General features: G+C 34.6%; 15 protein-coding genes. 4 read left to right on the top strand and 11 right to left on the bottom strand.

The features are described 5' to 3' along the window. The first annotated feature begins 43 nt into the window (after positions 1–43). Positions 44–1,069 carry a tyrosine-type recombinase/integrase gene (locus G8Y85_RS01400; RefSeq protein WP_165805335.1) on the top strand — a complete coding sequence of 342 codons (1,026 nt, stop codon included), beginning with the start codon at positions 44–46 and terminating at the stop codon, positions 1,067–1,069. Between the two features lie 1,990 nt (positions 1,070–3,059). Here the strand turns inward: G8Y85_RS01400 and G8Y85_RS01390 are convergent. After that, on the bottom strand, positions 3,060–4,220 hold the full coding sequence (locus G8Y85_RS01390; RefSeq protein WP_165805334.1) for an MFS transporter: 1,161 nt from the start codon (positions 4,218–4,220) through the stop codon (positions 3,060–3,062). A 570-nt stretch (positions 4,221–4,790) separates the two neighbouring features. Between G8Y85_RS01390 and G8Y85_RS01385 the strand changes: the two genes are divergently transcribed. Beyond that, positions 4,791–5,138 (top strand): complement inhibitor SCIN family protein, encoded by a 348-nt coding sequence (locus G8Y85_RS01385; RefSeq protein ID WP_157950715.1) that lies wholly within the window; start codon positions 4,791–4,793, stop codon positions 5,136–5,138. A 303-nt stretch (positions 5,139–5,441) separates the two neighbouring features. Then, a complete protein-coding gene (locus tag G8Y85_RS01380) occupies positions 5,442–6,680 on the top strand; it encodes an aminoacyltransferase (protein WP_107371537.1) in 1,239 nt (412 codons plus the stop codon). A 401-nt stretch (positions 6,681–7,081) separates the two neighbouring features. On the opposite strand, the gene G8Y85_RS01375 is transcribed toward G8Y85_RS01380, so the two are convergent. Beyond that, positions 7,082–7,942 carry a M23 family metallopeptidase gene (locus G8Y85_RS01375; protein ID WP_060550840.1) on the bottom strand — a complete coding sequence of 287 codons (861 nt, stop codon included), beginning with the start codon at positions 7,940–7,942 and terminating at the stop codon, positions 7,082–7,084. A 135-nt stretch (positions 7,943–8,077) separates the two neighbouring features. Between G8Y85_RS01375 and G8Y85_RS01370 the strand changes: the two genes are divergently transcribed. Further along, positions 8,078–8,392 carry a hypothetical protein gene (locus tag G8Y85_RS01370; protein WP_105995271.1) on the top strand — a complete coding sequence of 105 codons (315 nt, stop codon included), beginning with the start codon at positions 8,078–8,080 and terminating at the stop codon, positions 8,390–8,392. Positions 8,393–8,501: 109 nt separating this feature from the next. Here G8Y85_RS01370 and G8Y85_RS01365 read toward each other — a convergent pair whose 3' ends face one another. The 9 genes from G8Y85_RS01365 to G8Y85_RS01325 form a co-directional block, all read right to left on the bottom strand. Next, positions 8,502–9,002: a YfcE family phosphodiesterase gene (locus G8Y85_RS01365; RefSeq protein WP_165805333.1), complete on the bottom strand. Its 501-nt coding sequence runs from the start codon at positions 9,000–9,002 to the stop codon at positions 8,502–8,504. Further along, positions 8,999–9,586: an XTP/dITP diphosphatase gene (locus G8Y85_RS01360; RefSeq protein ID WP_060550837.1), complete on the bottom strand. Its 588-nt coding sequence runs from the start codon at positions 9,584–9,586 to the stop codon at positions 8,999–9,001. The genes G8Y85_RS01365 and G8Y85_RS01360 overlap by 4 nt, the downstream gene beginning before the upstream one ends. Before the next feature lie 13 nt (positions 9,587–9,599). Next, positions 9,600–10,400 (bottom strand): glutamate racemase, encoded by an 801-nt coding sequence (gene racE / locus G8Y85_RS01355; protein ID WP_037566154.1) that lies wholly within the window; start codon positions 10,398–10,400, stop codon positions 9,600–9,602. A gap of 194 nt (positions 10,401–10,594) precedes the next feature. Next, positions 10,595–11,416, bottom strand: a complete 822-nt coding sequence (sdhB, locus tag G8Y85_RS01350) for a succinate dehydrogenase iron-sulfur subunit (RefSeq protein WP_060550836.1) — start codon at positions 11,414–11,416, stop codon at positions 10,595–10,597. Beyond that, positions 11,416–13,182 carry a succinate dehydrogenase flavoprotein subunit gene (gene sdhA, locus G8Y85_RS01345; protein WP_037566150.1) on the bottom strand — a complete coding sequence of 589 codons (1,767 nt, stop codon included), beginning with the start codon at positions 13,180–13,182 and terminating at the stop codon, positions 11,416–11,418. Before sdhA ends, sdhB begins: the two co-directional genes overlap by 1 nt. Before the next feature lie 124 nt (positions 13,183–13,306). After that, positions 13,307–13,918, bottom strand: a complete 612-nt coding sequence (locus G8Y85_RS01340; RefSeq protein ID WP_037566148.1) for a succinate dehydrogenase cytochrome b558 subunit — start codon at positions 13,916–13,918, stop codon at positions 13,307–13,309. A gap of 162 nt (positions 13,919–14,080) precedes the next feature. Then, entirely contained in the window at positions 14,081–15,871 is a 1,791-nt protein-coding gene (uvrC, locus tag G8Y85_RS01335) for an excinuclease ABC subunit UvrC (protein ID WP_165805332.1), read from the bottom strand. A gap of 193 nt (positions 15,872–16,064) precedes the next feature. After that, positions 16,065–16,379 (bottom strand): thioredoxin, encoded by a 315-nt coding sequence (trxA, locus tag G8Y85_RS01330; RefSeq protein WP_037566141.1) that lies wholly within the window; start codon positions 16,377–16,379, stop codon positions 16,065–16,067. Positions 16,380–16,454: 75 nt separating this feature from the next. Further along, positions 16,455–18,803 carry an endonuclease MutS2 gene (locus G8Y85_RS01325; RefSeq protein ID WP_165805331.1) on the bottom strand — a complete coding sequence of 783 codons (2,349 nt, stop codon included), beginning with the start codon at positions 18,801–18,803 and terminating at the stop codon, positions 16,455–16,457. Positions 18,804–18,950 lie beyond the last annotated feature (147 nt).

The following is an 18,950-nucleotide window of genomic DNA, read 5'->3' as shown; positions in this document are numbered from 1 at the left end:
ACGTACCCTTATTATTTTTTTTTACTTTTTGAGGAGGGATAGTATGCAAACACGATGTTATGACGGAAAAAAGTGGCAATATGAGTTTAAATACGAGGGTAAAAGATATCGAAAGAAAGGTTTTAGGACTAAACGTGAGGCTAATTCAGCGGGATTAGATAAGTTAAATGAGTTAAGGCAAGGCATTGAATACGAGCCTAATTTAACACTTTATGACTATTTCAAAACATGGTGCGAAACGTTTAAGAAGTCCACTGTGACACCTAAAACTTATAAGTCTTACGCTTCTGCTATAGAACATATCAATAACCACCCTATCGGAAATAAAAAATTAAAAGACCTATCTAGGTATCACTACCAAGATTTTATTAATGAATTTTCAAAAACGCATTCTAAAGAATCTATTAGAAAGTTAAACGGCTACATTAGGACATCTTTAGACGATGCTGTTTATGAAGGACTTATAGCAAAGAACCCTACTTTCAAAGTGAGTTATCGTGCTAGTAACCCTAATAAAAGTGAAGATAGTAAGTTTATCAACCTAAAAGATTATGAAATATTAAAACAACATTTAATTACTAAAGATAATGCTTCAGCACTGGTGCTGTTTATTATGATATGCACAGGGTGCAGGATTAGTGGAGCTTTGAATTTAAAGCGTGAATATATTAATCAGGTTAAAAGTGAAATATACATTGATGAACATAAAACTGATTCGTCACCACGTTATGTATCTATTAGCCAAAAAGATATGAATCATATTATCAAATCTATTGATCGAATACCTAGAACAATGGATGGCTCGATTTTCGGTGAACTTACAAACAACGCAGTCAACAAACGTTTGAAAGCTTATTGCAACAATCTAGGTATCAAAGAAATCACTTCACACGCGCTACGCCATACACATTGTTCATATTTATTAGCAAAAGGCATTTCTATATATTACATTTCCAAAAGATTAGGTCACAAAAATATATCTGTTACTACTGAAGTTTATTCCCATTTACTTGAAGAAACATATAAAGAGGAAAACGAAAAAGCAACAAAGATAATTAGCGCAATGTAAGTTTTAGGGACCCAATAGGGACCCAAAAGCCTATAAAACCCGTCGTTATAGAGTTTTAATCATCCCTCCCAGGACGCTAAAATACTTATATTGTTAAAATGCCGTTATATCACGTCACTATAAACGTTGATATAACGGCATTTTGATTTATTTGAGTGTTTGTCGTTATGCGCTATATTGTGATTTAAACAGCACTCAACGCTTTTATGAAAAAGGCAATCGCTGAAACAGTTACCTTAAATATCATAATAAAAAAAGTTCATTCCAAAAAGTTAATTTAAACATTAACTGTAACTAAGAGTAATATGCTATTAAGTTGAATTTAAAATCTCAATTCCTTCTGTACCACAAAATGTATTAACCTATCTAGTCAAAGTTTTAAATTTATAGACATCACCTTATGTCGAAAATCAAAGTGGCTCCATTGATAACACGTCAATGAACCTTATAAACCCCTAACTTGTCGAATGACCGACGATATATCTCGCGCTATGCCAACATTCAACATTAACGTTTGTACACGATTCTACTTAATATCAATACATCTTCTTTAAACTAATGCGTCGATTACTTTTTATGTCTCTTCCTTTTGAGTACAAATACGTATAACGTCATAAATAATGCGAATATCAGCGTAGCAATCAGATTTAGAAAGACATTAAATTCTTTTGAAAATACATAGTTAAGTAAAGAATACATTACAAAAAAAGATACAAAAAAATATAAAAAACTCAAAAAGATTTTCAAAATAAAGCCTCCTTAAAAATCATATTATTACACATGTCAAAGTTAACGTATAAATTCCTTTAAACATGTCATAAAAGCAAGGAGAATAAAACAACAACGTAACATCAAAATACTTTTTTAGCCAACTTTATACCCACTAGCTTTATTGACAGTACAACACCTTCTTTTAATTAGATGGGTTTAGACCCCGTTCTCATCATATTTTAACATACTAAAACAGGCTAGCCTTAATTTATTACACAACTTCTAATTTATCCCACAGTAGTTTTTCATAAATTAACGTCACTTTACCTGTCGTGCCTCTATAGACATAATACATAAATATTAGATGAAACGTTCATATTGTTACGTGATTGTCTCCCAAAAAAAGCGCTCTAACAAGGGCTGGGACATAGTACCTCTGTAAATTAAAAAAGCCAAAAAATTCATTTATACATGAACTTTATTGGCTATTATCTATCTCAATAGATAAATTTAACCTTAGTGATGGACCATGGTATGAATTGTGATTCATCCCTTGGGCAAAATTTCTGAGGCATCAAACCGAAAATCCATATTGAGGTCAGGCGCTTAGAAAAAGGGGCAATCATACGTTTAACGATTTATATCCCAATCCTAAAAGTAACAAATCACAAATAAACCTCATTGTTCTGTATTTTCAGTTCTACATCGAGACTTTGAAAATGCATTGTTCTCAAATTATGTACGATTTCCGCGCTTCTTTTTTTGAATAAATTGAATAACAATCACCGCAGTAGCTATGAGTTGCGTAACAATATTTATGATTGACAAAACATTATTATTCTTTTGCATATTTATCCCTCTTTACACTATCCATTAATCTAAAACCTTAATATTATGCAATATGCATCCTCATAAATGTGACAAGGTACCAACCAAACTATCATTAAGATAAACTGTACCATTCACTTCAGAGTTACACAACCTATTATATCAAGATATATAATTTCGGATAACCTTTTATCATTCAAAGTAGTAACGTGTTGTTTTTTTATTTTTAAGTGCATAAAAAAACCGCAACCACAACGGCTACGGTTGGAAGATAGAAGTGCTTACTTCTAGCAAGAGATAGTATTATATATCCACATTACTTATATTTTAAACATACTTTTAATATTTTTTGTTTAAATTTAATAATTAGCCAATAAATACGATAGAAGTTGGCATCATCATTTTTAAACTTCTGGTCTGCCTTAAATTGAATAGACATTTTTACAATACATCATTGACGTGAACGTCGACACTGATAGGCATTGTGAATGACCAAAATGAATACAAGTAAAAACGCTAAAGATGAAATGAAAAAAATCATCTGTATTGATAGCCATTTGGATAAGATACTGAGTAACAATGAGCTCATACCAAATCCTAAATCAAAGCTTGAAAAGAATGACGCATTGGCCAAACTACTTTTCGCATGATCAACACTTTGTACGGCCCATGTTTGAAGACTAGGCATTAACGTTCCATATCCAGCACCGAATAATGTCGCTGATAGGATGAGCATTGGCAAAGTGTGTGTCATCGCAAGGACAATCATGGATATGAACGCAATGATCGCTGAAAAAATAATAATACTCCATGGTCCTTTCCTATCATACCAACGACCTGTAATAGGACGAATAAGCGTTGATACGAGCGCATTAATTACGAAGAACAAAAAGACGCTCGGTATATGACGTTGCTCACTAAAGATAACAAGAAATGTAACGATGGATCCAAAACTAAACGTAGACAACACCACTAATATAGATTGAAAACGTGTCGCTTTCAACATTAATGATTCTAAAAATTTAAACCCTTTAACGTCTACATGCGCCTTTTTTGGCGTATCAAGCATCGTTAACATCACTAAAGCAAATAGATTCAGAGCAGTAGCACAAACAATTAAAATATTAAATGAATAGGCATTATAGACAAATATTCCTAAACTTTGTGCGATAATTGCTCCTGCTGTCGTAGAAATTGAGAAATATCCTATACCTTCCCCTAACTTATTTTCAGGAAGATAATCAATGGCTAGTGTATTGTTGACTGTCGTTGAGGCACCCCACAATACACCATGGAATAGACGTAACGCCATTAAAATCACAATAATTTCTAAAAATGGGTAACTCATTGTGACAATTAGTAGCATCGCTGTAATTAAAATAACGATCATTTTAACATTACGATTAATCATATAGTATCCAATAAACGGTCTAATCAATACTGAACCAATTGTAAAGAGTGACACGATCAAACCAATTTGTAATGGACTCGCTTGCATTTGATTTAAATACGCGGGTAAAACCGGTAATAGCATTTCAAAAGCAATAAATATGAAGAAATTGCTAACGAAAAGCATTATAAATGATTTGTTAAATATTTTATTGTAGTTCATTATTTATCCTCACTTCTAAATTTAATTTTAATTTAGAAGTGATACATCCACTGAAACACTTTTACACCTTCTTAAATAACGCATCTTTCAACAGTCCTCTCTATAAAAAATACTAATTCATCAATGTGCCATTACACCCTTTGGCATTTCTACTATAGCACCGTTTTAATATATATAAATATGTATGTCATTTTTGAATTTATTATTCATTGCTTCATTAAAATGAAATGGATAACCACTATACTACATTTCCTTTTTGTTGTAAAATCACAAAAAAATACCGCAACCTAAAGGTTACAGTATTTCAATTCGACTCGAATAAAGTAATTATTTGAGCTTTAACTCTCTACCTCTCATAATCCATTTATAAACATTTAAATTAAAAAACAACATAATAAGTCGAATAACTCCATAAAACTTGTGACGCTCATGCGTGTCATAAATGTGTTATTTTACATATTATTATTAAAGGTAAATTAATATGGAATTAATGTTTTTATTGAAATTTATCAATTATACTAATCACGTAAGCAAAATCATATGACCAAGACAGAAGGAGTATATACTAGAATGAACATTAAATCACTTATTATTACAGGGTTTGCAGCAACAATGTTAGCAACTTCAGCGTTTTCAACTTTGGGGACAGTAGACGCACAAGCAAGTACACAAGAAGCTAGCACTTATCATAACCAACAAATGGAAAAAGAACTAAAAGAATTATACGATAAAATTTATGTAAAACTTTTATCATCTGTTAGTCAACCCGATTATTTCAAACGCGAATTAACTGCCGCGAAATTCAAAGCTAAAATTGCGTTAAAGAAGAAAAACTATGGTCTAATGGCGCAATCAAAAGGTGAATTAGAAAGACTTTACGATCAGTTAGCACGCACAATGTACCCTGATAACTACTAAATTAAAATAAATTTTTGACCTTTATACTACTGGTATACTACTGGAAAATCAAAAGAAAAATCTTTGTTAATTTCATAACAAGATTTTTCTTTTTTTATTTTTACTATCCTTATCATACCCTCTTATATTTCAATATTAAATATTACACAACTTTCATATACATGACAAACACATAGTGTTTATGCTATTGTGATAGCAATATAATTGTTTTTTATAAATGATTTTGGGAATCGTACTTCATTAATTTTTAGACATCTCGCCATAAGTCATTTATTGACCGCGTCTTAGAAAGGGGTATCTTTTTTGAAATTTGTAGAACTTACACCAGATGAATATCATCAATACATCAATCATCACTTTAAACAGTACACACAATCTATAGAACATTATCAAGCGCGAAAAGAAAAGGGGCTTCATGTGGCCCTTTTAGGGGTTAAAGATGATAACGATAACATTGTTGCAGCAGGATTATTCACCGCTGCCCCTTTACTAAAATATTTTAATTACGTTTATAGCCATCGAGGACCGATGTTGGATTATTCAAATACAACATTGGTTGAATTTTATTTCAATGAGCTTAAAAAGTATTTTAAAAAGAGGCGTACTATCTTTATGCTGATAGACCCTTATGTGATACGTCATATACGTGATTTTAAAGGGAATATTGTAGAAGATTTTAATATTTCATCACTAATAGAGACATTCAACACGCTTCAATATCAACATCAAGGTTTTTCAACAGGTTATTCTGAATTAAGCCAAGCAAGATGGTTAGCTATTTTAGATTTAAAAGACAAAGCACCATCCTCGATATTAAAAGGGATGGAATACAATACTGCTCATAGTATTAAAAAAGCCATGCAAATGGGCGTTAAAGTTAAGACGCTTTCTGTAAATGAAATGGATGCTTTTTATGCCCTTTATCAGAAAGCAGAAATCAAACATGGCTTTTCACTGTTTACCAAATCTTATTTAGAACAATTTGTAAGGAACTATCCAGAAATCACGTCGATTCAATTGGCCTATATCCATTTAAATGAACATATTGACATTTTAAAAACTAAAGCACATGACATAGATGAACAGATAAAAAAACAGTTGCAAAATCAAACGCAACCTTTATCTAAGAAAAAACAAAATAAATTAAAAGAACAACAAATTATTTATGATAAGTTGCAAGAAAATATGACAGTAGCAAATCAATTACGATCGAAACATGGTAATACACTCCATTTAGCTGCGGCAATTTTTGCTGAAACAAAAGATGAAATGGTCTATCTTTTTAGTGGATCAGATCCTGAATTCAACAAGTTTATGGGCAGTTATGTCTTACAGTGGCATATGATTCAACATGCGAAACAACAACATATAGACCGTTATAATTTTTATGGCATTACTGGTGATTTTTCACCTAAAGCTGAAGACTATGGTGTACTACAATTCAAAAAAGGATTTGGCGGGTATATCGAAGAACTGGTTGGAGACTTTATATGTGTCACTCATCCTCTTCTTTATCGTATCTATCAACTTAAAAATAAATAAAAACAAGCCACCTTATCACGTAAAATGTGACAAGGTGGCCTTTCATTTTGGTACTTTATAAAAATAAGGTACATATCGCAATGATTAACGCGATGAGACCTATGAAATAGTTTAAAAACGTGCGTAGTTTGATTATCGTTAATTTATCCATCATAGATTCTCCTTAGTAAAAAGTTGCTTTAACACTAACACGTACCCTATTATTACAGTCATGCCAATGATACCTTTAATGCATTCTGACGGTGTTGTTCTTCTAATTTTAATATGTATTTTCACCATAATTTTAAAGTAAATTCATCTTTTTTAGAGTTGAATTACTCCTTAAATCCCCCCTTTACAGCAATTAATATGAGTGTATATTAATGCGGTGCAAAATACAATATTTTATTTTTAAGGCGTTGTCATTTCATTTGTTCTAAACCTGATACAATGTCGCCTTTTTCATATTGATGTTGATCTATGAACTGTATCTTCATGGACTTCCCTCTTGTATGGTTAATATCCGTCATCACTTGAAAATGAATATGTGGTTCTGTTGAATGACCACTATTGCCACATAAAGCAAGCCGTTCCCCCTGTTTCACTTTATCTCCTACACCTACGACTAATGAATGTTGCTTTAAATGTGCGATAAGGCTAAATTCATTCTCGCGATGCTTCAATATGACATAATTCCCTAATAGGTTTTGTGCGTCCACGACACCAGGCTGTTGGTCTTCTCTATCATCATTTAGCGCCACTACTTCACCCTCACTCGGCGCAATGACTGGTGTGCCAAAACAATAGTAATGGCGTAACTGACTACCATCGTGATGAAACGACCGACCGTCTTTTAATATCACTAAGTCATACGCATACCGTTGTGTTTCAGTAGGATAATGATAATTTAACAACGCATTGTCACCGCCCCAAAAAATATAAAATTCATTTTCTACTGGCATAATGTACTGATTAAACGTTGTTAATACATGTGATGGCTCTGTATCTATTGGTAAAAGTAACATTGACGTAATTTCATATTGATGAAAAGTCATGCTAATCCCCGCATCACGATTGGAACTGTACCATACCGCTTCACCGTTACCCGCATTAAAGCGATCGAGATAAATGTCACTCTTACCGTAATGTTTACAATAATACTTAAATAGTTTTTTAAATGCTCTATAGCTTATATGTGATTGTAGTGATTTAGAAAATCGTTGATATATGTGTTTCACTCTTTTTTGGTTTAATGCCTCGGTAATTTCAGTAATTGTGAACATTGAGTACTCCTTTTTATTAAGATCGTATTAACTACCTTGTACGTTATTTTCAATTAATAAGAAAATCATGTTTTACTTATAAAAGGTTAAAAAAATATGATACCATTATTTTAAAAGATAACAGAGGGTGTCTCAATGAATAAGATAAAAAATGAACCATTACAAGTTCTTGCTTCAATGCTCATTATTAATGCGAATTATGTGCATGGTACACTTTATTTAAAAGAAGATGGTGTTTACTTTAAAGCTAAGGGTCTTTTAGCTGATCAAGAAATACGTTCTCAATTTTTATTCAATGAGATTCAACTTATTAAATTTGGATTCTCATTTAAGCCTTATCGTATAGTCATAAAGACGTTTAGCGATGAAGCTTATATTTTTGATTTTGTATCTAAACAAGAAGGTAAAGCATTGGTTCAAGCTGTAAAACAAAACCTATCACGTGCATGATGTACGCGCAATTAACATATGACTCGTCATTAATTCATATAAAAAGGCTAAACACGTTGATTGTGCTTAGCCTTTTTATAATTTAACTATAGATGATGGTCGCTCGATTTTAATATTGAAATGGTACAGTACTTAAAATATCATGTTGACGATTACGGAAATTAAGTGTCCCTTCTCCATCATCAAGTTTTATTTCAGCATATGTTTCTTCTTCGGTACTACGTGAATGTGTAATACTACCAGGATTTATCACATGTATCCCTTGAAGATATTCATAACGAGCAATATGCGTATGACCATAAAACGCAAATGTAGCACCCTGTGCTTTAGCGTGTTGTGCTAACATGTCACGGCCTTGATTCACACCCATACGATGGCCATGTGTAAAAAAGAATGTCGCCCCTTGTATCGTGATTGTGTCTTCCTCTGGAAATTCTGGGTAAAAATCCATATTTCCTTTCACACGTCGATACAAATTTAATTCTGTATCTTGATAGGTGAATTCAGAATCTCCTAAATGAATAAATGTATCTGCATCATCATGTTTATCATAAATTTCATGTAAAATACCTGTTTCTGAATGATTATCACTTACAAGTATCAATTTCATTTCGATTCGGTCCCTTCCATGTACACTTGAAGTTGATCGATAGCGCGTCGGCGATGTGAAATTTGAGCTTTTTCTTCTGCAGATAATTGTGCCATCGTTTTATTTTTATCAGGAACATAGAATATTGGATCATAGCCAAAACCATTCTCACCGATTCGAGCAAGTGTAATTTCACCATTCACCGTACCTTTAAATGTGTGTGTCTCTCCGTCAGCAGTTGTCATACTAATCACACACACAAAACGTGCCGAACGATCTGTTTGTTCCTCTAACAATGATAATACTTTATCGATATTGGCGTGATCATCTTTATCTTCACCCGCAAAACGTGCCGAATAAACACCTGGTGCACCATCCAAGGCGTTAACTTCTAAGCCACTGTCATCTGCAATCACTGTTTTATGTAATGCTTTTGCTGCAGCTTCTGATTTTAAGCGGGCATTTTCTTCAAACGTTGTTCCTGTTTCTTCAACATCAAAATCATCTATCAGTTCATTTATACCGATGACATTATATTCAGAAAAAATGACTTTAAAATCATTAATCTTTCCTTTATTTGATGATGCAATTACAATATCATTCATAAATTTTGTCCTCCTAGCCTAAATGAATTTTTTCCACTTTGACATGCTTGTATTTTAACCACTCTTTAATAATAAATTCAATATGCGTAGTTTGACCATTCGCAAAAAATCGATGCTTTGGTTGAGGGTTATAGTGGGCATGTTCATGACTAAATGTGAGTAATGCACTCACTTCACGTGCCGTTTCCAATCCAGATGAAATGACTGTCTTTGCACGATTAAAATACTCATTAATGGGTTGGAATAATAAGGGATAGTGTGTACATCCCAAAATAACAGTATCAGCTTTAATATGTCTCCAACTTTTTAACGTTTGATGAATCACAATACTTGTAATAGTAGGATCTTTATATTTGAGTTCTTCAACTAGCGGCACAAAGCCAGGACATGCGACACCATGTACTTCAACATTAGGATTAATGCGCTTAATATGTTGACGGTATGCTTCGGACTTAATTGTACCTTCTGTACCTAAAACAAGGACACTATGATTTTCTGTTGTCATAATTGCAGTACGTGCCCCTGGTTCAATTACACCTATAACTGGTATTTTGAGTTGTTTTTGTAAGGGTTCTAACGCGACGGCTGTCGCAGTATTACATGCAATAACAAGCATTTTAATATCATATTGCGTTAAATAGTTCGCCATTTCAATTGTAAATTGACGTACCTCTTCTTGAGATCTAGGACCATAAGGACAACGGCTCACATCACCGAGATAATAAATCGTTTCGTTTGGCAATTGTCGCATGATTTCTTTTGCGACTGTGAGACCTCCTACTCCCGAATCTATGACGCCGATAGGTCTCTCCATTTTCTTCATCCTATTCTTTTTATACTTGTTGTACATTTTATCATACACCGCATATGTTGATAAGTCACATTCTTTACATTCCTAACGCATCATCATGCTATGAATGAAATTATATCGCTCAATGATGTATCCAAATCTTAACTTGAATATAATAAAAGCGGAGACACATGGCCTCCGCTTCTAAATTAATGGTATTAGTCTACTTTATGATCTGAGCCAAAGAATGACTTGAACATATGGAATGATGTTTCACGATTAAGTGCTGCAATTGACGTTGTTAAAGGTATGCCTTTCGGACATGCTTGAACACAGTTTTGTGAGTTACCACAGGCCTGTAAACCACCTTGATCCATCAATGCATCAAGTCGTTCATCTTTTGTCATTGCACCAGTTGGATGCAAGTTAAACAAACGTACTTGTGAAATGGCTTGTGCACCCACAAAGTCATTTGAAGGCGTCACGTTAGGACAAACTTCTAAACACACACCACACGTCATACATTTAGATAACTCATAAGCTGTTTGACGTTTCTTTTCAGGCATACGTGGTCCAGGACCTAAATCGTATGTGCCATCTACAGGAATCCATGCTTTCATGCGTTTTAAATTATCAAACATACGTGAGCGATCAACTTGTAAGTCTCGGATCACAGGGAACGTGTTCATCGGCTCAATACGAATCGGTTGTTCTAATTGGTCTACGATTGTTGAACAAGATTGGCGAGCACGACCGTTGATAACCATTGAACATGCACCACAAACTTCCTCAAGACAGTTCATATCCCAAGTAACAGGTGTCGTTTTTTCACCCTTATCATTGATAGGGTTACGACGAATTTCCATTAAACAAGCGATTACGTTTAAATTTTCACGATAAGGAATTTCGAAACCTTCTTCATATGGTTTTGAATTTGCATTATCTTGACGTTTAATAATCAATTTAATCGTTTTATTATTATGATGTGTTGTTTGCTGTTGTTGTCCTTCATTTGAAACTTGTTCTTTCGTTTCAACCATTATTTTTTACCCCCTTTTGACTTACTAGTATAGTCACGTTTACGAGGTTCAATTAAACTTACATCCACTGGTTTATAAGTGAACGTAGGTTTTTCAGTTGGCCCATTATATGTTGCGATTGTATGTTTTAACCATTCTTCATCATTACGTTCTGGGAACTCTGGTTTGTAATGTGCACCACGTGATTCATTACGATTATATGCCCCGATCGTAATGACACGTGCCAATACAAGCATGTTCCATAATTGACGCGTAAAGAATACGGCTTGGTTACTCCACGTTTGTGTATCTTCCATATCAATGTTTTCAAAACGCTTCATTAACTCAACAATTTTCTTATCCGTTTCAAGTAAGCGATCATTATGACGCACAACCGTTACGTTTGCTGTCATAATTTCACCTAGTTCACGATGTAATTTGTAGGCGTTTTCCGTTCCCTTCATATTTAGAAGTTTATCGAAACGCGCTTGTTCTTCATCGATACGTTTTTGATAAATGCTTTCATCTAAATCGACATAGGATTTATCTATATTTTCAACATATTTAACAGCATTAGGACCTGCAACTGTACCACCGTAAATGGCAGATAGTAATGAATTCGCGCCTAAACGGTTACCCCCATGTTGAGAGAAGTCACATTCACCAGCAGCAAATAATCCTTCAATATTCGTCATTTGATCGTAATCAACGTAGAGACCACCCATAGAATAATGAACAGCTGGGAAAATTTTCATCGGAACTTTACGTGGATCGTCACCCGTGAATTTTTCATAGATTTCGATGATACCACCAAGTTTTACATCAAGTTCATGTGGATCTTTATGAGAAAGATCTAAATAAACCATGTTTTCACCGTTGATACCTAGTTTTTGATTGACACAAACATCGAAAATTTCACGTGTCGCAATATCACGCGGTACTAAATTACCGTAGTCAGGGTACTTCTCTTCTAAGAAATACCACGGCTTACCATCTTTATACGTCCATATACGACCACCTTCACCACGTGCGGATTCACTCATCAGACGTAATTTATCGTCCCCAGGAATCGCCGTAGGATGGATTTGAATGAATTCACCGTTTGCATAATGTACCCCTTGTTGGTACGCAATCGATGCAGCTGAACCTGTATTAATCATAGAGTTTGTTGTTTTACCGAAAATGATACCTGGGCCACCTGTTGCCATAATGACCGCATCTGAACCGAAAGATTTAATTTCAGATGTTGTGATATCTTGAGCGATGATCCCTCTCGCTTTATTTTCATCATCTTTAACAACACCTAAAAATTCCCAACCTTCATATTTTGTTACTAAGCCATCAACTTCATAGCTACGTACTTGTTCATCTAACGCGTAAAGTAACTGTTGTCCCGTCGTTGCACCCGCAAATGCTGTACGATGGAAAAGTGTGCCACCGAAACGTCGGAAATCTAATAAACCTTCCTTAGTACGACTAAACATCACACCCATACGGTCAAGTAAATGAATAATTTTAGGTGCTGCTTCAGTCATAGCTTTTACTGGTGGTTGATCTGCTAAGAAATCGCCACCGTATACAGTATCATCAAAATGTAAATATGGTGAGTCACCTTCACCTTTCGTGTTAACTGCTCCATTAATACCACCCTGTGCACATACGGAATGTGAGCGTTTAACTGGAACAATTGAGAACAAGTCTACGTGAGCCCCTTGTTCTGCCGCTTTAATTGTTGACATTAGGCCTGCAAGTCCGCCACCGACAACAATAATTTTCTTTTCTGCCATAGCATTGTCACTCCCCTGAAATGATTAAAACGTTAAGACTAAAAACGCTTGTGTCAATTCTTAATCAATCAAGTGTTTTATTTTTGTCTTATTAAAGCTCTGAAATGCACGAATTTGCCAACATCTAAACGAATGCTAAAATTGCACTCACGCCAATGTAAGATAAGATTACGAATACCACTAATGATACCCATGTAAATACCTTTTGTGATTTAGGAGATTGTAAAATTCCCCAAGTCACTAGGAATGACCATAAACCATTAGCAAAATGGAATACAACGGCGATAATACATACGATGTAAAAAATTAACCAAATAGGATTGGATACGATTTCATGAACCATATCATAGCTTACTTCTTCACCAAATAACTTTTGGATACGCGTTTGCCACATATGTATCATCACGAATAAGAATGTTAACAAACCTGATAAACGTTGGAATAAAAACATCCAGTTACGCATATATGAATAATGTCCGATATTTTGATTTGCTGTAAATGCGATATAAAAACCGTAAAGCGCATGGAATAAAATCGGAATGTATATCATAATAAATTCTAGCGCGTAAAGAAATGGTAATGATTCCATAAATCCTGCCGCTTTGTTAAATGCGTCTACCCCTTGCGTAGCTTGGTGGTTTACTGTTAAGTGAACTACTAAAAATGCACCTAGTGGAATCACGCCAAGCAACGAATGTAATCTTCTAAGGTAGAATTGATTCTTCGATTGTTCCAAAAGGAAGTCCCCCCTGCGATACTAAATTTTTTTGACTTCTTTTTTTTAATGTTGCCCTTAAGAAAACGTTTGCACATCTTATTAAAAAAAAGAAATCAACTTTTCTTCATTGTAACACTAAATGTGACGAAATTGGGTATGAGAATGATTCTCAACCCAATTTTATCCATTTTCTTCGTGCAATGTGTCATAGAGCGCTTTCGCAGTTTTTTCAGGCAACCCACACATTTGCAATTCTTGAAGTGATGCTTGGCGCATTTTTTTAATAGATCCAAAGTGACGTAATAGCTTTGTCTTGCGCTTAGGACCAATCCCCTCCACTTGGTCTAATACGGATTGTAGCCCTGTTTTCTGTCGTGTTTGACGGTGAAATGTAATCGCAAAACGGTGCACTTCATCTTGAATACGTTGTAATAAATAGAAAGCTTGACCATTCTTTTTTAGTGGAATGATTTGAGCCTCTTCACCGTATAATAATTCTGACGTTTGATGTTTTTCATTTTTTTGTAAACCTGCGACCGGAATATCTAACCCTAATTCATTTTGAATCACGTCAATAACACTTGACATATGACCTTTACCACCGTCTACAATGATTAAATCTGGCAAAGGCAACCCTTCATTTAATACGCGTGTATACCGGCGACGCACAGCTTCCTGCATTGATTTATAATCATCAGGACCTTCAACCGTCTTGATTTTATATTTTCGATATCCTTTTTTATCAGGTTTCCCATCTACAAATGACACCATAGCGGATACCGGATCGACCCCTTGAATATTTGAGTTGTCAAAAGCTTCTATACGAATTGGCGTTTGAATCCCCATCGCATCCCCTAATTGTTCAATTGCTTTAATCGTTCTTGATTCGTCACGTGCAATCATCTCAAATTTATTTTCAAGGGAAATTTTAGCATTTTTATTAGCTAAATCGACCAGTTGTTTTTTCGGCCCTCGCTGTGGTGTTAATATTTTAGTGTCAACTACAGACTGTATCATGCTATGATCCAGTTCTTTAGGTACATGTATTTCTCTAGGAATAAAATGCTGATTGAGTTGATAAAATTGGCCAATGAATGTATAAAATTCCTCCTCGGCAGTTTGTTGTATAGGGAACATTGTCGCTTCTCTTTCAATTAAATTCCCTTGTCGCACAAAAAATACTTGAATGCACATCCATCCTTTTTCCACATGATATCCGAATACATCCCTAACGGTTTGATCTGCAGACATGATTTTTTGTTTTTTCGTTAAGTTATGAATGTGTTCAATTAGATCACGATACTCTTTCGCTTGTTCAAAATCTAAATTTTCACTAGCAGTATGCATGCGTGTTTCTAACTGCTTTAAAATAGTTTTATCCTCACCATTGAGAAAATCACTGATTTCTTTCGTCATTTGATCGTATTCACTTTGTTTTACAGGATAGACACATGGTCCCAAACATTGACCAATATGGTAGTAGAGGCACAATCGGTCTGGCATTTTATCACATTTCCGATATGGATAAATACGATCTAATAACTTTTTAGTTTCATGGGCAGAGTAAGCATTAGGATAGGGACCAAAATATTTGCCACTCCCTTTTCGTACTGTGCGCGTCACAATGAGTTTAGGATGACGTTCTTTCGTGATTTTAATAAACGGATAACTTTTATCATCTTTTAATAACACATTATAACGTGGTTGGTATTTTTTAATAAGATTAAGTTCAAGCAATAATGACTCCGTTTCACTTGAGGTTACAATGTATTCGAAATCCACAATTTCACGAACAAGCCGTGTCGTTTTTAAGTCATGTGCCCCTGTAAAATAAGACCTTACGCGATTTCTAAGGCGTTTTGCTTTGCCCACATAAATCACTTGATCTTGTCGATCTTTCATTAAATAACACCCTGGTTCCATCGGTAAAACGGAGAGTTTTTGTTTGATTTTCGTTTTAACTTCGTTCACTTTTTATCACCCGCTTACATCGCTATACATGAAAAGGCTGGGTCGAAATCTAAAAGAGATTCGTCGCCCAGCCTAAATGATTGTAAATCATAGGGTTGGAACAAATTAAAGATCCTAACCCAATCGTGTACACTTGCTTATTTAAAAATAGTCGCTTTAAACGTACAGAGGTATGCACTGTCAATTTTAAAAATTATAAATGCTTATCTAATACTTGTGCTAAATTTTCTTTAGGTTGAAAACCAACCACTTTATCTACAGGTTCTCCATCTTTAAATACGATTAAAGTTGGAATACTCATCACTTCATATTTAGCAGCTGTAGCTTGGTTTTGGTCAACATCTAATTTTAATATATCTGCTTTACCATCATAATCATTTGCTAAATCTTCTAAAACAGGTGCAATCATTTTACATGGGCCACACCATGTTGCCCAAAAGTCTACTAATTTCACACCGCTGTTAATTTGTTCGTTAAAATTTGAATCGTTTACTTCGATTAATGCCATAGGAAGTTGCCTCCTTGATTTCGTTGATAGTCAAAGTATATCAAATTCATTGCGGATTTTCATTTCAATTGCTCATTATTTTAGTGATGCAACTGTAACGCCGAATCCACCTTCGCTTGGCATCCCAGTTCGATAACTTGATACACTTCTGTGTTGTTTTAGGTGTTGTTGAACACCTTTTTGTAACGCACCTGTACCTTTACCATGAATAATATAGACATCTTCATAATTGCTCAATACAGCCTGATCTAAATATTGATCTAACGCACTTAATGCTTCTTCGTACCGATATCCTCGTAAGTCCAATTCCATCTTAACTGTAGATCGATTGGATCGTGTAATCATTTTAGATGGTTTTTCTTTTACTTTCTCTTTTTTCTCTAAATCTTCTATAGGTAATTTCATTTTAATAATACCCATTTGAACGACAGCTTCATCATTGCCTATACGTTCTAAAACTTCACCTTTTTGACCGTAAGAAAGTACTTTCACTTCATCTCCAACTTGAATAACATCATGACGTTGTTTCTTAACGTTTTGTTTAATCGATTTTGCTTCATATTGATCATCAAGTTGTTTTTTCTTTTCGATGAGTTCATGTTCCTTAACTTCGACACCTTTACGGTCCCTCATATCACGTAATTCTTTTAAAATCGTATCGGCTTCTTGCGTTGCTGATTGCACACGCTGATTTGCTTTTTCTTTCGCCTCTTCCATGAGTCGTGCTTCATAATTTTGATATTGCGTATATTTTTGACTTAATTGTTGATGTAAGGATTCGGCTTCACGTACTAAACGGTCCAATTCAATACGTTGGTCATCTACACGTTTCGCATTGTCTTCTAATGATGCAATCATCGTATTGATTTCTTTTTCATCATGACCCACCATCGTTTTCGCATGATTTATAATTTTTAAACTCAATCCTAAACGTTTTGATATGTCGAAAGCATTTGAACGCCCTGGAACACCCATAAGCAATTTATAAGTTGGACTTAACGTATTTACATCGAATTCAACACTCGCATTCATGACGCCTGGTCGGTTGTAACTATACGCTTTCAATTCTGGATAATGTGTCGTTGCCATTACTTGCGCGCCTATACTTTGAACGTAATCTAATATACTCATCGCAAGTGCTGCACCTTCACTTGGATCTGTTCCAGCACCTAATTCGTCAAATAAAATTAAACTATTTTCATTCGCTTCGTTTAATATAGAAATAATGGTCTTCATGTGGGATGAAAATGTAGATAAAGATTGTTCAATCGATTGTTCATCACCAATATCACAAAATACATTTTCAAATACACTCAATTGACTTCCATCTAACGTAGGTACAAGTAACCCCGACTGCGCCATAATCACGATTAACCCTAATGTTTTAAGTGTAACTGTTTTACCACCTGTGTTCGGTCCTGTAATGATAACTGTTTGGATGTCCTCATCAAATGCAATGGTATTCGCAACGACTGTTTCACGGTCTAATAGCGGGTGATACGCTTTAGGCAAATAAATGGACTTCGTCGTTGTAAATGTGGGTTTCGTTGCTTTAATATTAGCGCCATATCGCGCTTTAGCTATAAGAAAATCCAGATGCCCCATCACATCTTCCGACACAAGTAACGCATCACTTTCTTCAGCTACACTTGCTGTAAGTTGTGCCAAGATGCGTTCCATTTCTACTTTTTCTTCATTACGTAAACGACTCACTTGATTATTCAATTCAACAACAGATGACGGTTCAATATAAATTGTTTGTCCAGATGCAGACTGATCATGCATTATCCCACTGAAATCTTGTCTGTACTCGGCTTTAACCGGAATGACATGTCGTTCGTTTCTCACTGTCACTATCGCATCAGAAAGCTTTTTTTGATTCCCAGATGATTTTACAATACGGTCTAATTGTGACTTAATCCGTTGGTTTATTTTGGAAATTTTACTACGTATCGATTGTAATTCATAACTTGCAGCATCAAACAAGTCGGTTTCATCACATTTTTCCCTTATAGATTGATACAGCGGTGTCAACACTGGTAATAACATCATTTGACTATCCAGCATGGGATAGTTGATCGTCTCTTCATCATCAACAAGTTGATTGTAAAAAGTTTTAAACTGGTTTTGAATTTGAATCATCCGTTTAATCGCATTCAATTCTTGAACATTTAATGTACCGCCTATTTGGGCACGTTTGATATAAGCTGATATTTGGGATAAGCCACTCAAACTAGGTAAACGATATTGATTATAAATTTGAGCAATTTCATCTAATTCTTCCATTTGAGCCACAACAGTATCAAAATCTGTTGATGGGGAAAGTTGATGTATTTTTGCTGCTCCTAAATCACTAATGACTTCATTTAAAAGTGTCGTCTTAATTTTATTAAATTCAAGTACTTCTAACGTTTTTTGCTTCATAAAATCCCTCAATTTCTTAAGTACACCATTATTAATTTGATTACGTTTCTTACTTTTCTATTGTCAAGAGACGTCTATATTATAAACCCAACTGCAACAGGCACCACATTTCGGGATAATCACCTTAAAATGAATGCTTTAAAACAT

Origin of the sequence: Staphylococcus sp. 11007852 (genome assembly GCF_011394325.1) — a bacterium.
Taxonomy (GTDB): Bacteria; Bacillota; Bacilli; order Staphylococcales; family Staphylococcaceae; genus Staphylococcus; species Staphylococcus agnetis.
Note: the sequence above shows the minus strand (reverse complement) of the source record. Positions and strands in the feature narration are given on the sequence as shown.